The 16,193-nt window shown below is 40.4% G+C and carries 12 protein-coding genes and 4 tRNA genes; 8 read left to right on the top strand and 8 right to left on the bottom strand.

Annotation, left to right across the window (positions count from 1 at the left end):
• Positions 1 to 19 precede the first annotated feature (19 nt).
• From R2H34_RS15235 to R2H34_RS15215, 5 genes are all read left to right on the top strand, one after another.
• Entirely contained in the window at positions 20 to 424 is a 405-nt protein-coding gene (locus tag R2H34_RS15235; RefSeq protein WP_004683448.1) for a cation efflux protein, CzcI-like, read from the top strand.
• Positions 425 to 480: 56 nt separating this feature from the next.
• On the top strand, positions 481 to 1,908 hold the full coding sequence (locus tag R2H34_RS15230; protein ID WP_087540206.1) for a TolC family protein: 1,428 nt from the start codon (positions 481 to 483) through the stop codon (positions 1,906 to 1,908).
• A 2-nt stretch (positions 1,909 to 1,910) separates the two neighbouring features.
• Complete coding sequence (locus R2H34_RS15225; RefSeq protein WP_087540208.1) at positions 1,911 to 3,143, top strand: efflux RND transporter periplasmic adaptor subunit; 1,233 nt, start codon at positions 1,911 to 1,913, stop codon at positions 3,141 to 3,143.
• Entirely contained in the window at positions 3,133 to 6,297 is a 3,165-nt protein-coding gene (locus R2H34_RS15220) for an efflux RND transporter permease subunit (protein WP_004964635.1), read from the top strand. Before R2H34_RS15225 ends, R2H34_RS15220 begins: the two co-directional genes overlap by 11 nt.
• A gap of 127 nt (positions 6,298 to 6,424) precedes the next feature.
• Complete coding sequence (locus R2H34_RS15215) at positions 6,425 to 7,360, top strand: cation diffusion facilitator family transporter (RefSeq protein ID WP_004909708.1); 936 nt, start codon at positions 6,425 to 6,427, stop codon at positions 7,358 to 7,360.
• A gap of 28 nt (positions 7,361 to 7,388) precedes the next feature.
• Here the strand turns inward: R2H34_RS15215 and R2H34_RS15210 are convergent, their stop codons facing one another.
• Complete coding sequence (locus R2H34_RS15210; protein WP_004909706.1) at positions 7,389 to 7,727, bottom strand: hypothetical protein; 339 nt, start codon at positions 7,725 to 7,727, stop codon at positions 7,389 to 7,391.
• 232 nt (positions 7,728 to 7,959) lie between these two features.
• On the opposite strand from R2H34_RS15210, the gene R2H34_RS15205 reads away from it, so the two are divergent.
• Together R2H34_RS15205 and R2H34_RS15200 are read left to right on the top strand one after the other, a co-directional pair.
• Positions 7,960 to 9,582, top strand: a complete 1,623-nt coding sequence (locus tag R2H34_RS15205) for a hypothetical protein (protein WP_087540210.1) — start codon at positions 7,960 to 7,962, stop codon at positions 9,580 to 9,582.
• A gap of 175 nt (positions 9,583 to 9,757) precedes the next feature.
• Complete coding sequence (locus R2H34_RS15200) at positions 9,758 to 10,690, top strand: hypothetical protein (RefSeq protein WP_005403338.1); 933 nt, start codon at positions 9,758 to 9,760, stop codon at positions 10,688 to 10,690.
• A 38-nt stretch (positions 10,691 to 10,728) separates the two neighbouring features.
• Here the strand turns inward: R2H34_RS15200 and R2H34_RS15195 are convergent.
• From R2H34_RS15195 to R2H34_RS15165, 7 genes are all read right to left on the bottom strand, one after another.
• Positions 10,729 to 10,804 (bottom strand) — tRNA-Glu (locus R2H34_RS15195).
• Positions 10,805 to 10,841: 37 nt separating this feature from the next.
• Positions 10,842 to 10,917, bottom strand: a tRNA-Glu gene (locus R2H34_RS15190).
• Between the two features lie 217 nt (positions 10,918 to 11,134).
• Positions 11,135 to 12,541, bottom strand: coding sequence for an amino acid permease (locus tag R2H34_RS15185; protein ID WP_005403337.1), 1,407 nt, complete (start codon positions 12,539 to 12,541; stop codon positions 11,135 to 11,137).
• Positions 12,542 to 12,653: 112 nt separating this feature from the next.
• Positions 12,654 to 12,729 (bottom strand) — tRNA-Glu (locus tag R2H34_RS15180).
• 22 nt (positions 12,730 to 12,751) lie between these two features.
• Positions 12,752 to 12,827, bottom strand: a tRNA-Ala gene (locus R2H34_RS15175).
• A 58-nt stretch (positions 12,828 to 12,885) separates the two neighbouring features.
• On the bottom strand, positions 12,886 to 14,394 hold the full coding sequence (gene gltX / locus R2H34_RS15170) for a glutamate--tRNA ligase (protein WP_087539649.1): 1,509 nt from the start codon (positions 14,392 to 14,394) through the stop codon (positions 12,886 to 12,888).
• Positions 14,395 to 14,514: 120 nt separating this feature from the next.
• Positions 14,515 to 14,739, bottom strand: a complete 225-nt coding sequence (locus R2H34_RS15165) for a DUF4179 domain-containing protein (RefSeq protein WP_373865711.1) — start codon at positions 14,737 to 14,739, stop codon at positions 14,515 to 14,517.
• Between the two features lie 457 nt (positions 14,740 to 15,196).
• Between R2H34_RS15165 and R2H34_RS15160 the strand changes: the two genes are divergently transcribed.
• Positions 15,197 to 16,192: a sulfate ABC transporter substrate-binding protein gene (locus R2H34_RS15160; protein WP_087539645.1), complete on the top strand. Its 996-nt coding sequence runs from the start codon at positions 15,197 to 15,199 to the stop codon at positions 16,190 to 16,192.
• The last annotated feature ends 1 nt before the right edge of the window (position 16,193 follow it).

Below are 16,193 nucleotides of genomic sequence, written 5' to 3'. Positions count from 1 at the left end.
TTATCTTAAAGAGTAACCTTTGCAGCGTTCTAGTATTTTTATTACCGTCTTGCTCAGTTTGTTCATGTTTCAAAGTCTTTGGAACGTGGCGGCTGCGTATTGTGGACATGAAAATATCAATACGACAAATAGCAGCGTGGTTACGCACTTTGGTCATCATGTTCCAGAAAGTTCTATTGCATCGACTCATTATTCAGTGGTTTCCGATCAGGAAGCCTCTGATTTACCGATGTCTTTGAATTTACAGGATCACCATGATCATTTGCCATCCTGTTTTCATGTTGTGATGATTGAAGCACAGCAGCAACTTGATGAACCTTTGCTTAGAGTCAAAGAATTTAAGCAGAATTATATTTGGTCGAATTCCTACCAATCCCCGCATTTATCTAGATTAAACCCACCGCCGCTTTTTACCCCGCTATAGGTGGGGTAGCCGAAAAATAGCCCACCGCAATTTTCCTTTATTTGCGGGGCTTCATTATGTCTTCCAGTTTTAATCAGCGTAGTAATACGCATAGGTCGTATGCACTAAAACCAAGTGCTTATGCGTTTTCATCAAAATGTTCAGTACTTTTGCTAACACTGGCAATGGTGATTTCTAATCAATCTGTGCAAGCAGAGTCATTGTTGGATGCCAATCAGTCACCCAATCGTGCTATGCAAAGAAATGCTAGTTTTGATCAGATCCTTGAACAGATTCGTAGCTATCAAGCGAATCAGTCGAGTTGGCAAACACAACAACAGATGGCGAGTGCACAGCTCAAACAAAGTGCTTTATGGGCCAATCCAAGTATTTCAGTGGAACAAACAGGCTTTCAAAGTAATAAAGATCAAGAGCTCGCAATTGGTGTTTCACAACCTTTGGATCTTTTTGGTCAGCGTCGTGCAGCGCAGAAAGTCGCTCAACTTTCGGCAACTCAAGTTGATTTAGAACAGCAACGTTACAATGCAGAGCTAGATTTGATTGTGCAATATGCATGGTCGCAAGTGGCGTTATTCCAATTAGAAAAGTCATTGATCGCAGAACAGTTGCAAGTGAGTCAGCAAAATTTAGATGCCACTTTAAAACGCTATCAGGCCGGTAGTATTGCTCAAGTTGATGTCGAACGTGTGCGTATGGCTCATTTAGAGAATCAGCGTATTTTTCAGCAGGCTGATTTACAGCTGCAAGTCGCACAGAAACAGTTAGCCAGTTTCTGGGGCAGTGATGCGAATCAATTTATGATTGCACCAACTGTCAATGAGCTTTGGGCAAGAGCCACAGCTGTGAAGACTGATGAACAAAACATTGAGAATTTGTTTGAGCGTAGTTTGCAATTAGAAACACAACGTCAACAAGCCAATATCGAGCAGCTCAAAGCAAAATCTCGTCCTCAGCCGATTATGACCTTAGGGGTGAATCGGACTCGATCAGCAGATCAAAACACTGAAAATCAAATTCGTTTAGGCGTTGAGATTCCTCTTAATATTTTTAATCCACAAAAATACGGTATTCAGATTGCAGAGGCCAAACAAACACTGATTCAACAGCAACAGCGTTTCTACCGTCAACAAAATCAGATGGATATCGATGTTCGTCTTGCAGAATTACGTGGCTTACACATGCAATTTAAACAACTGAATGATCAGCAGGTGCCCTTGGCAACCCAAGTTCAGCAAAAAACCTTAGAAGGTTTTCGTCTTGGTAAATTTGCTGTGACTGACGTGCAGCAAGCGACCACCCAATTACAAGATGTTCGCTTGCGTAAAGTACAACTCCTTAAACAAGCATGGCAGTTGAGTGTAGAAGTTCAAAGTGCGCGTATGGGTCTTCCTGTCGAGCAAATCACAACCAAAGATGCACTGATGCAATTGAATCAACGTGTTTGGCAACAAAGTAATTCATTTCCAAACCAATTAGGAGAATAAACATGGGCAACACATTAAAGACACGTTCTCAATGGGTTTGGATTAGCATCATTATTGTTGTCACAGGAATACTTGCTGGAGCTGTGTTATGGGGTTCAAAAGCTGAAACCACAGAGAATGCAGAGCAAGAGCATGCCCATCAAGAAAATGAAAAAGAAGGTGCTGAAGGTGAAAAAGAGCAGGCGGAAGACGAGGAAAAACTCACTCTGACCAATGAGCAAATGCAACAGCAAAACGTCAAACTTGCTCAAGTTGCTTTGGGTGCAGTCAATCAAGTTCAGACCTTTCCAGCAAAGATAATGGTCAATACGGATAGACAAGCACACGTTTCGCCGAGTTTTGCAGGGCGAGTGGAGTCTGTGTATGTTGAATTGGGCCAGCAAGTCAAACGTGGTCAAGCTCTAGCAAATTTGTTGGTACCCGATTTAGTCGATCAACAAGCCAATTTACAAATTGCGCAGACAAATTTGGATTTGGCAAAACAAGATTATGAACGTGAACGCAGTTTGTGGTCGCAGGGAATTTCTGCAAAACAAGATTATCAGCGTGCTTATAATGCTTATCGCCAAGCGCAAATTCAGGTGCAAGCCGCTCGCTCACGTTTAACAGCTTTTGGTGCAGGTTCGAATTCTAGTGGTCGTTACACTCTAACAGCACCGATTAATGGTGTGATCAGTAATAAAGATATTGTGATTGGGGAAAATGTCCAACTTGCAGATCAGTTGTTCACTATTGATCAACTCGATCAACTTTGGTTGGAATTTGTTATGCCAACGGTGGCGAACGTTAATGTTCAGCCAAATCAACAAATTCGCTTCAAATCTTTGCAAACGGGCAATAAATTTAACGCACAAGTGCAAAGTCTTACGACTGAAGCCGATGCACAAACAGGGCGTTTACAAGTACGTGCTAAAGTATTGTCAAATGCAGCCGAATTACGTCCAAATTTGATGGTGAATGTAGAGCTACAAGTAGGCTCAAAACAGTCGGCTATCCGCGTCAGTGCACAGGCGATTCAACAGGTTGAAGGTAAAGATACCGTTTTTGTTGCAAAAGCAAATCAAAACAAAGGCTTTGATTTTGTTGCAGTACCTGTGCAAGTTGGACAGCGTACCCAAGATGGACAATGGGTTGAAATTACCCAAGGTTTAACAGCAGGTCAATCTTATGTGGCTGAAGGAAGCTTCTTGCTGAAATCAGAGCTTGAGAAAGGAGAGGCTGCGCATGGACACTAATTCCTCTCAATTGCCGAAGCCAGAGGGCTTATTTGATCGCATTATTCAATTTGCGATCCGTAATGCGATTTGGGTCATGTTGTTTGTGATGACGTGGATTGCGGTTGGGATATGGAGTTATCAAAAACTGCCGATTGATGCAGTGCCAGATATTACCAATACCCAAGTGCAAATTAATACCCAAGCCAATGGTTATACAGCTCTGGAAGTCGAACAGCGGATTACTTATCCGATTGAAACCGCCATGGCAGGGATTCCAAACTTAGAGCAAACTCGTTCAATATCACGTTATGGTTTATCGCAAGTCACTATTATTTTCAAAGATGGCACTGATATTTACTGGGCGAGACAGTTAATTAATCAACGTTTGCAAGAAGCCGATGGGCAGTTGCCAGATGCAGTTGATCCACTCATGTCACCTGTTTCTACGGGCTTGGGCGAAATTTACCAGTGGGTGATTAAAGCTAAACCTGATGCCAAAAAAGAAGATGGTACGCCATATACTGCTATGGATTTGCGCGAGATCCAAGACTGGATTGTGCGTCCGCAATTGCAGCGAGTGAAAGGTGTTGCTGAAATCAATAGTATTGGCGGTTATAACAAAACCTATATCGTTTCTCCTGATTTAAAACGTTTGCAGCAGCTTCAAATTTCACTGACAGAGTTTCAAACAGCTCTACAGGAAAATAATGAAAACCGTGGTGCGGGATTTATTGAGGAAAATGGTCAGCAGCTTACTGTCCGTGTTCCAGGCATGTTGAGCACTGTTGAAGATATCCAAAATATTACCGTAAGTGTCAAAAATGGTTTACCCATACGTGTAGCCGATATTGCAACGGTTGCGATTGGGCATGATTTACGTACGGGTGCTGCAACCTATAATGGCGAAGAAACGGTATTAGGTATCGCCATGATGATGATGGGCGAAAACAGTCGTACTGTTGCCCAAGCGGTAGATGCAAAAATCCAAGAAATTCAGTCGACTTTGCCGAAAGGGGTTGAAATTGAAACGGTTTATGATCGTACTAGTTTAGTCAATAAAGCCATTAAAACTGTTCAAAAGAACTTAGTTGAGGGTGCGATCCTCGTCATCGTGATTCTCTTTGTGTTCTTAGGTAATTTCCGTGCGGCTTTAATTACGGCCTGTGTCATTCCGCTTTCGATGTTGTTTACCTTAACAGGAATGGCTGAGCAAAATATTAGTGCCAATTTGATGAGTCTAGGTGCATTGGACTTCGGGATTATTGTCGATGGTGCAGTGGTGATTGTCGAAAACTGTATTCGACGGCTCGCAGAAGCACAACATCATGCAGGTCGATTATTAACACGTCGCGAGCGCTTTAAAGAAGTATTCCTTGCAGCAAAACAAGCACGTAAGCCGTTACTGTTTGGACAGGCGATTATTATTGTTGTTTACTTGCCGATTTTTGCACTAACAGGTGTAGAAGCAAAAATGTTCCATCCAATGGCGATGACCGTGGTGATGGCATTGCTTGGCGCCATGATCTTATCGGTGACTTTTGTTCCAGCGGCTGTGGCTTTATTTATTACAGGTGAGGTGAAAGAAAAAGAATCTCGTTGGATGCAAGCGCTGAAAAGAAAATATCAACAAATCTTAGATTGGGCATATCAATTTAAGATGGTGGTTGTGACTTTAGCGGTGAGTATTTTAGTTTTGACTGGTGTGTTGACTACGCAAATTGGTAGTGAGTTTGCACCACAATTGAGTGAAGGGGATTTTGCTTTACAGCAAATGCGCTCTCCAAGCACAGGTTTGGAACAATCTTTAAGAATGCAGGAAAATACTGAAAAACTAATCTTAAAGAATTTCTCTGAAGTTAAAGCTGTTTTTGCTCGAACAGGTACGGCTGAAGTTGCAACGGACGTAATGCCACCCAATATTTCCGATGCGGTGATTTTATTAAAACCACGAGATCAGTGGGAAAATCCAAAGGAAACTATTGATGAGTTACGGACGCGGATGCAGGCATTTCTGGAAAATATCCCAGGTAATAACAGTGAGTTTTCACAACCGATTGAGCTTCGTTTTAATGAGTTGATTTCGGGTGTACGTAGTGATGTCGGTATCAAAGTTTTTGGCGATGATATGGAGGTACTCAATACACAAGCACAAGCAATTGCTCAGAAAGTACAAAAGATCTCAGGTGCAACAGCGGTCAAAGTTGAACAAACTAGTGGTTTACCTGTGTTAAATGTAGATATCAATCATGCACTTGCAGCGCAATATGGCTTATCTGTGAAATCGATTCAAGATGTTGTTGCAGCGAGTGTCGGTGGTCAGAATGTCGGTCAGATTTTACAAGGTGACCGCCGTTTTGATTTTGAAATCCGTTTACCTGATAGTCAACGTACAGCACAAAGCCTAGCTCAACTACCTATCCAATTGCCTAATGGTGGTTTGATCCAGTTGCAAGATATTGCCAAGGTGGAAACCATTTCAGGTATGAATCAGGTCGGACGTGAAAATGGTAAACGTCGTGTCATTGTGACTGCCAATGTGGAAGGGCGTGATTTGGGTTCATTTGTCCAAGAGTTACAAGCAACCCTTAAACAACAACCTTTGCCTGCGGGATATTGGTTGGAATATGGTGGGCAGTTTGAGAATTTGGCTTCTGCTGCAGCACGTATGCAGATCGTGATTCCACTCGCGTTAATTACCATCTTTGTTTTATTGATGGCTGTGTTCCATAACTTTAAAGAAAGTTTATTGGTCTTTAGCGGCGTGCCATTCGCATTGTCTGGTGGTTTGGTTGCACTTTGGCTTCGAGATATTCCACTGTCAATGTCGGCAGGTGTGGGATTCATCGCACTGTCAGGTGTCGCTGTATTGAATGGTCTTGTGATGCTGAGTTTTATTAAAGAACTTCGTGAGCAGTTTGATGTGCATAAAGCCACATGGCAGGGAGCAATCTTAAGATTACGTCCTGTATTAATGACGGCTTTTGTTGCTTCGCTTGGCTTTATTCCAATGGCAATTGCGACTGGTACTGGTGCAGAGGTGCAACGTCCTTTAGCAACTGTGGTGATTGGTGGGATTATTTCATCAACTTTACTGACCTTGCTCATTTTACCAATCGTTTATCGTTGGATGAATGAGACGAAATCCAGCAAAAGTCAGGAAAGCACCATTTAATCTATTTATGTTATCTTCTGAGTAAAGCATTTTATTAAGAAAAAACTAAACCAGCCAAAGCATTTCAACTTTGGCTGACTTGTAAAACCCATAGGGGTTTTACGCCGATAATGATAAGGAGTCCAACATGAGTGGACATCAAGGGCATGATCATAGTCATGCTGTAGTCACTGAAGGCAACGCAAAAAAATTGACGATTGCGTTGGTGCTGACAACAACATTTTTAATCGTCGAAGTTATTGCGGGTTTAATTACACAAAGTTTGGCATTGCTGTCCGATGCAGCGCATATGTTTACTGATGCGGCAGCACTCGCGATTGCTTTGGCTGCGATTAAAATCGCTAAACGTCCAGCAGATAATAAACGCACATTTGGTTATCAGCGTTTTGAAATCTTGGCGGCGTTATTTAATGCTTCCATGCTATTTTTTGTTGCAATCTATATCCTTTACGAAGCTTATCAACGATTTACACAACCTCCTGAGATTCAGAGTGTAGGTATGCTTATCGTTGCATCTTTGGGTCTTGTCATTAATCTTATTTCTATGAAGATTTTGATGTCGAGTGCAGCCGAAAGTTTGAATATGAAAGGCGCTTATTTGGAAGTGTTAAGTGATGCGCTTGGCTCAGTTGGTGTGATCATTGGTGCGGTCATTATTTACTACACCAATTGGTATTGGGTTGATACGATTATTGCCGTTGCAATTGGGTTTTGGGTGTTACCAAGAACTTGGATTTTGCTTCGTCAAAGTATCAATATTCTCCTTGAAGGTGTACCTGAAGAAGTGGATATTGAAAAACTGCGTAATGACTTATTGGCGTTACAGGGTGTTGAGAGTATTCATCAACTTAAGGTTTGGGCGATTACCTCAAAGAATATTCATCTGACCGTACATTTATTTGCACCAAATGCTGATCGTAAGCAATTACATCAAGCTGCGACCGAAATGTTGGCACATGAACATGGTATAGCTGAGGTGACATTACAAATTGAAGATGATGCTGAAATGAACTGCCAGCATACGCATCAACATGCCGAACAAGAACATTCACATCAGCATTGAGCTGATGTGAACTTTTCTATTTTTTAAATTAATTCTGCCATTCGTGATTACAATCACGACATTTCCAATGCTTTTGCGCTTGCATAAAGGCTTGCATTGAAATTTTAAAATCAGGAAGATCACGCCAAAATAGAACACCTGCAATTACACACACAGCAAATACAGCAACTGTCGCAATTTGTAAGCCTTGTCCTGCACCATTTCCAAAAATCCACATCCCAATACTAATTAAGACAAGGATCAGTAAAATAAAGATCGCAGGGACTAATAGTACTAAGCTTTTAGGTACATTGGGACGAGGGCTATTTGCACCCTGACTGACAGGCATAATTTTCACGCTTTGACATTTAGGGCAACGGTATTGCATAGATTTATCCTATAGGGTTTTGCTTATTTTAGCGAAAATTGTGAAAAAGCTAAAATGTTGTGGCTATGAAATTGTTTTATTTACTGATTCAGTTGTAGGTATGCCAATTCTAGAGCAGTTTGAATAATTTGATTGATATATTTTGCACTTCGTCTAAAGCTATTCGCTAAGCAGTATTCAGCCATGCTAATTTGAGTTGAAGAGTTACTGAATAGTTATTCGAAGAATACGTATGTTACCGACTAAAATTCTAAAATTACGTTTATCACGCATTCAAAAAGGTAAAGAGCATCTTTCCACTCAAGATAAATTGATGTTGGTGAGTATGGAGAGTCCAGATCTGAGTGCTAACTTTTTGCTGCGCTTATTTAAGATGTCTTTGCCCAAGCAATGGAAGTTTCATTCAGAGACTGAGGAAGATGTCCTGTATACACGTCAACTCATTCAGTTGATCGAGAACGAATTTATCCCTGCCTATGAGTTTCATGCCCGAAAACATGCTTGGTATGAACAATGTCTAGAGTATCAGCTTAATTTTTTAGTGACTGAACCTAATCAGCAACAAATTAATCATTATTTAAGGCAATTGGATCAATGTTTGGATCAACAGCCAAAATTGGATTTATTGAGATATTTTTACCAGCAATATCCTACAGTTCAGCACGCTACAGCATTAGCTAAATCATATGCTGGAGCCACCGAATATTCAAAGGCGATCGAATTGTATGAATGGGCAGCACAACAATCAACACAACGTAATGAAGTTGCTTTTTATAGTTACATCGAGTGTCTCGTTCATCGAAACCAGTCTGAGTACAAAAAAGGTATTAGCGATGTTGAGCATGCGATTGATTTATTGTGTCGATTTGAAAAGCCAATAGATGAAAAGAGTTACAACAAAATATTAGACCAATCAATTTCGAAGTTACTACCATCTGCGATCTTGGAATCACGAAGTGCGGAAACCAGTGTATTTGCAGATGTTGGGCGTGGTTTAAACTCACTGGGTAAAACTTTAGGAGGAATTTTTGGAGCAAAAGACTTAAATATTCCTTTGAGTAAAGATGTGATAGCCAGTGCACCCCAATTGCTCAGTACAGATCAAATTATAATGAGTTTAGGGCGGACTGCTACGCTGCAACAATCCTTCAGACGATGGATTGGAGAAGAGCAGTTTCAGCACTATTTAAATCATGATACAAGATTATTGACTAAATTTTGGTTAGAGATGGAAGCTGATCCTGCATCAATCGAGACATCATCTGATCCTTTTTCTCGACTACAGCTGCTCGAACAATTGGCTTCTTCAACACGTCGTCTAGGAGAGCTGCTTGATTTAGCAGATATTCAACTTATTTTAGATCAAGGGACCAATGCATATTTCGGTGAGTTCCGTTTGAATAAGCAACATCCTGATCGAGAGCAGCTGTTTGTGCAACGTGAGAAAATTGTAGATGAGATGGCTCAATTTGCACATTGGTTTTATGAGCATATCCTCACAGTATATTGTGATCAGCAATTGAAGCTCTTTGAGCAAATACAACAAACATTGTTGAAACAACCGATTGAGCAAGCTTTGTGGAGTGCGCTGTTTGCTTACCAATCTGAGCGACAGAGTCGAGCACAAAGATTGATGGAATGGATGCAAGCAAAGCTTGAGAAAACAAATGATTTTGAAAACTTACAAGCGGCATGGGTTGCTTTAAGAGAAAGTCGATCATTTAGTGATAACGACATTCCAAGCAAAATAGCCACGATACAACAGGAGCTTGCACAATATAAGGCTTTATTGGAGCAGCAGAAACAGCAGATCGATCAGGATGAATTGAATATCGTTCATAAAGATGAGGAGTAGAATTTAGACGCCATCTAGGGCTAAATGTTGATCAGGATTATTTATTTCTGTGCAACAAAAATACGCAAATTGCTCTAGATAGCATGCTAATCTACTTAAAAACGTCTAATAAGTTCAGAAAGCAGATCGCAGCTCATTCGTATTGAGCCAGTAAAAAGGGAAGAGGGAGAGCATCTTGAATCGACAAGATGATAAAAAGGCGATGTTTGATATTATGCCTGCAGACAATGAAGTGACTGCGAAACCATCTTTATCACGTCGGCTAATCAGTAAGACATTACAACATGCACAAGATGCAGTTGAATTTGCTAGTGACACCTCGCGAAATATCGCAGGTGTGGCGGATGCGGCATTAGATGCATTGGATCATGTTACACATCATACGAAACGTGGTGTGGAAGGTGTACGCAATACTGTGCGAGACATGGTTTCGGAAACCAGTGAAGCTGCTCGTCAGGTCGCATTGGCAATGGCTAGAGCATCTTTAGGCAAAAGTAGCTTAACGCTTTATTTACCTGAAATGTTGCTCAATAATCAAATTCGTAAACGCATTGACCGTACCGAAATCGACGATATCAAAATCGAATGCGGTAATGATCGTTTTCATATCGAACTGGATGGGCACTATCGTCGTTTTTTGTATCGTCTGTCGCTTGAATTCAATGTTTTAGAGTGTCGGATAGGACAAGAAAAATATTTACGCTTGCGTCAGGTCGATGAACATCTTGATTTGCAAGTTCGCCATGCTGGAACTTTAACGAATTGGGCAACACGTCGTGTCGGCAACGTGAGTTTTGAGCTGATTAACTCCCTACCGATTCCATTTCTGATTAATCACTTGGTTCGCGATATACCTGGTATTCAAAAAGAGGGACATCGCTTGTGGTATATCGACCTTGAAGAAGCTGGATTTATTGATTTCATTAATAACCGTTCATGGATGGTCGATAAATTATTGAGTTTGACTGACTTTAGTATTTTGCCAGGATTAAACATTTTGCAAGAAAGTCGAGAGTTGGTTCAGCAATTAGTAGATCAATTCGAGATTCGAGGCTTGCGCGTACAATCAGGTCGTTTAGAAGTACAAGTTGGGATTGGAAGCGAATAAGAAAAAAGCCACTGTCAATGCAGTGGCTTTTTAGAATTTGGCGTCCCTACGGGGATTCGAACCCCGGTTACCGCCGTGAAAGGGCGATGTCCTAGGCCTCTAGACGATAGGGACTTATATGAGGCATACATCTGAAAACAATAATAAATATTGGCGTCCCTACGGGGATTCGAACCCCGGTTACCGCCGTGAAAGGGCGATGTCCTAGGCCTCTAGACGATAGGGACGTTTCAGAGGTGGGCGTATATTAGGGTGAATTAGGTGGGGTGTCAAACACTTTTCTAAAGAAAAATTAAAAAAAATAAATGAATGTTTAAAAATAAAGCGCATTGTGGAATAAATAATCAAAAATAAGGATTTAAGAGATAAAATGCGATTTAGATGATGATTTTTATACCTAAATAAAAAATGCAGCTTATTTAAGCTGCATTTTTGTTTGCCATCTTATTTTTGATCACGATAAAAGACATAGTGACTTAAGTAACATGCCGCAATGAATAATAAACAACCAATAAAGCCCGCCTGCATTTCAGGATCTGCTGCCATACTTAAACCAGTAATGAAACAGAACACAAAACCTAAAATAGGAACGATAGGATAAAGAGGAGCAGCAAATTTTAAATCTTTTGCTGTGTATCCAGCTTTATACCATTGGCGTCTAAAATTAAATTGACTCCAGCAGATACTCATCCACACGATCACCATCGTAAATGCAGCGATTCCAAGTAGATTTTTAAAGATCGTTTCAGGTGCAAAATGTTCAGATAACAATCCTGGTAGAGCACCAAACATCGTCACGATAAGTGCAATAATTGGCGTGCCACTTTTAGACAGTTTAGAAAAAACTCTCGGTAATTGACGTTGATCAGACAAAGACCACATCATACGAGAGGCTGCATACAAACCTGAGTTTGCTGCAGAAAGAAGGGCAGTGATAATGACAAATCGAATAATGTCGTCTGCGTAAGGAATGCCAATATAGTTGAATACGGTAACAAAAGGACTGCTACTGACGCCTTCACCACCCAATCCTGCAATTTGGAATGGTAATAATGCGCTGATCACAATAATTGTACCAACAAAGAAAATTAGCAGACGCCAAATTGCCGCATTAATAGCTTTAGGTACATTCACCGCAGGATCTTTTGTTTCACCAGCAGCGACACCGATCAGTTCTGTACCTGAAAAGGCAAAATTCACAATTAACATCGTGGTGAAAATTGGTAAAAGACCTTCTGGGAACCAACCGTGAGCAGTTAAGTTGTGAAATAAAGGTGCTGATTCAGAACCTTTAAATGGGATTAAACCAAAAATTGCCAGCAGGCCAAGAAGAATAAAGGCAATTACTGTAACAACTTTTACTAAAGCCAGCCAAAATTCTGATTCAGCAAAAATGCGTGTTGAACTAATGTTGAGTCCAAAAATAGTTACGGCAAAGATAATCGTCCATATCCACATAGAAATATGAGGAAACCATTCTTGCATTAGTAGTGCTGCGGCAGTAAATTCTGTGCCTAATGTTGCTGTCCATGTCAGCCAGTAGACCCATGAGATCATATAGCCTGTGCCTGGACCAATATATTTTTGAGCGTATGCGCCAAATGATCCTGCGACAGGCATGTGTACTGCAAGTTCACCTAAGCACAACATCACCATATAGGCGATCAATCCACCCAAAACGTAGGCGATAATTGCACCTATTGGTCCAGTTTGGGCGATTACTTCACCAGAACCCAAAAACAAGCCCGTACCAATTGCACCGCCAAGAGATAGCATGACTAAATGGCGCGTGCTCATCGAACGTTTTAATGTTTTTGATTCTGAATTCGAATTTGAGTTGGAAGATTGCATACGACAATTTGTCCACGCATAGAGAAGCGGCTATTTTATGGAAAATTATGAAATGTGCAATCTGATTAAGAGAAAGATTGAGAGAAAAATATAATTATTAGATAAAAGAATTTGGCGTCCCTACGGGGATTCGAACCCCGGTTACCGCCGTGAAAGGGCGATGTCCTAGGCCTCTAGACGATAGGGACAGATGAGGCAACACAAAATGTTTGGTGGAGCCAAGCAGGATCGAACTGCTGACCTCTACAATGCCATTGTAGCGCTCTACCAACTGAGCTATGACCCCAGTTTGTGTGAGCGCAATATTAGGTGGATTACGCTCACACGTCAATGATTAAACGGACTTAAGTCTCACTATTTGCATCATTTTTCGGCAATTTTAGTGATTCATTTAACTTTTCCCACACTTTCAGTTCTTTCTTGCTAGGCGCACCTACGATCTCTAGAGCATGGCGTAGTCGAGCAAAAGTTAAATCTGGACCCAAAGTCACCATTGCTTGCATTACAGGCGTAGAACTAGTTGAACCTGCTATTGCGATAAAGAAAGCAGGCATGAAATCACGTAGTTTGATTTCCATTTGATTTGCCAAATCCATCAAAATTTGACTGACAGTTTCATTGTTCCATGTGAACTGGCTTTCTAAGCGCCAAATCGCAAATTGCAGGCTTTGACGAACTTGTTCTTCTGTCAATTTCTTGCTTTCAAACTGCTCTTTGTTGATTTGAGGCATATGGTTGAAATAGAAACCTGCCCAATTAACAGCTTCAGACAAAAGATTAATACGTGGCTGAATCGCCGCTGCAATATCTTCAAGTGTTTGGCGATCAGACTTCCACGTCAACAAACGATCAAGGAGTTGTCCTGGTGTTAATGATTTGATCCATTGACCATTAAGCCAATTGAGTTTTTCTACATCAAAAATCGGTCCACCAAGTGAAACACGCTGCACATCAAAGTTTTCAATCATGTCCTGTAGAGTAAAGACTTCGCGTTCGTCAGGCATAGACCAACCCATACGCCCTAAATAGTTGAGCAACGCCTCTGGCAATACACCAATGTCACGATAGTAGTTGATAGATGTTGGATTTTTACGTTTAGAGAGCTTTGACTTATCTGGATTACGAAGTAAAGGCATGTGACAAAGCGTTGGCATGTCCCAACCAAAGTATTGGTAAAGCAATTGGTGCTTAGGTGCAGATGGTAGCCATTCTTCACCACGTAAAACGTGAGTGATTTCCATTAAATGGTCATCGACAACATTTGCAAGGTGGTAGGTTGGTAAGCCATCAGTTTTCAATAGCACTTGCATGTCTACTTGTGCCCAAGGAATTTCAACTTCACCACGTAATAGGTCATTGATTTTACAGACACCCTCTTCTGGAACTTTCATGCGAATGACATGAGGTTCACCAGCTGCAAGACGACGTTGTACTTCTTCTTGAGTTAATTTTAAACCACGACCATCATATTTAGGTGTTTCACCACGTGCTTGTTGTTCAGCACGCATTTGGTCGAGTTCTTCTGCTGTCGCAAAACAGTAAAAAGCATGACCTTTTTCCACTAATTCAAGTGCGTATTGTTTGTAGATACCCATACGTTCTGATTGGCGATACGGTGCATGTGGTCCACCAACATCAGGACCTTCTGACCAGTTAAGTCCAAGCCAACGTAAAGAATCTAAAATCATTTTTTCAGATTCTGGAGTTGAACGAAGTTGATCCGTATCTTCGATGCGTAAAATAAACTCACCGCCATGCTGTTTCGCAAAGCATAGGTTAAAGAGAGCGATATATGCAGTTCCTACATGAGGGAAACCAGTAGGAGAGGGAGCAATACGAGTACGGACTTTCATAAGTGATCGAATTTAAAATTAGAATTGAAACTATTATAACGAAAAAGCCTAGTCACGGAATGACTAGGCGCATTTAAACATGTTAGGGGTTACATATTTAAAGAATTAAGAATTATGCGGTTAGAAAATGGTTTGAACAAAGCGTGAAAAACGTTCGTGCTGTGTAGCAAAGAAGTTTTGCGTTGGTGTTGTACGAATCGTATTCAACATTTTAAGTTCATCATTGCTCGACGGGATCATCGATGTATTACGTTTTTGCTGATCCAGCGCTTTGACAATTAAAGAAGAAGATTTGTCTACAGTTTTTATGTTGTTGCTTTCTTTGATAGCAGCAGCGTGTCCCATTTGTACTGAACAAGCTAAAAATAGGCTTAAGCATATCGTTTTTTTCAATTTTAATGCTCGCATTGCTAACATCCCCTTATTACTTCCGAGTCTACAAGACTAACTAAACAACTATACTATTGCTTTGATGATACGATTCAAACATAAATCTTAATAAAAAAGTAGAACTACGTCACACTTTTCATAAAAAAGATAAACTTCCAGTAAATTTCTACTCAATATTTATAGCCTTGTGGCTAGTTTGTTTGCAAGTCAAATTTAGCAAGCAAATATGTAGAAAACGTGAAGAACGTTCAATTTTAAATAAGCTAATACGATTCCTCATCTAAATGTATAGATCAAAATGATTTAGATTAAAAACTGAATAATAAAGAAGAAAACATTATAACTTATTGATTGTAAAATATATTTATTAAAATATAGTGCTATAAATAGTAAAAATAAGGTTGTTATAAATATGAAGCGTGTATTCACATCAGTTGCATTTATATTTGGATTATGGGGGAGTGCCCATGCAGCAACTTCTTTCTTGAATGTGTCTTATGATCCAACACGTGAATTTTATCAAGAATATAATCAAGCTTTTGGCAAATACTGGAAAAGTAAAACAGGGCAGGAAGTCGAATTTAAGCAATCACATGGTGGATCGGGCAAGCAAGCACGCTCTGTGATTGATGGCTTACAGGCCGATGTTGTAACTTTGGCATTAGCTAATGATATCGATGAGATTGCGAATGCAGGATTAATTCGTAAAGACTGGCAGAAACAGTTTAAAAATAATTCTGCACCTTATACCTCAACTGTTGTTTTTTTAGTCCGAAAAGGTAATCCCAAAAATATTCGTGATTGGAATGATTTGACCCGAGAAGGAGTTGAAATCATCACTCCAAATCCTAAAACTGGTGGTGCTCCACGTTGGATTTATTTATCTGCTTGGGGATATGCTTTAAAACAGCCGAATGGAAATGATGCCAAAGCTCGTGAGTTGGTAAAAAAACTTTATCAAAATGTCAAAGTTTTAGACTCTGGTGCTCGAGGCTCATTAACAACCTTCGCAGAGCGTGGAATTGGAGATGTATTGTTATCATGGGAAAATGAAGCACTTTTAGCGACACAAGGGTTAGGCAAAGACAAATTCGAAATTGTTTATCCATCTATTTCGATCTTGGCGGAACCTTCAGTTGCGATCGTTGATAAAACGGTTGAAAAGGATGGTAATCGTAATTTAGCGCGTGGATATCTCAATTTTCTTTATTCACCCCTAGGACAAGAGTTAGCTGCAAAACATTATTTCCGCCCGAGAAATCCACAGGTCGCTACGAAATATGCAAAACAGTTTCCAAAGATCAAATTATTTAATATTCAGGATGTCTTTGGAGGGTGGGCAAAGGCGCAAAAAACTCATTTTGTGAATGGGGCGATTTTTGATCAGATTTATGCTGAGAAACCTTAGC

The organism is Acinetobacter sp. 16, assembly GCF_033439925.1.
In the GTDB taxonomy this organism is placed as follows: Bacteria; Pseudomonadota; Gammaproteobacteria; order Pseudomonadales; family Moraxellaceae; genus Acinetobacter; species Acinetobacter junii.
Note: the sequence above shows the minus strand (reverse complement) of the source record. Positions and strands in the feature narration are given on the sequence as shown.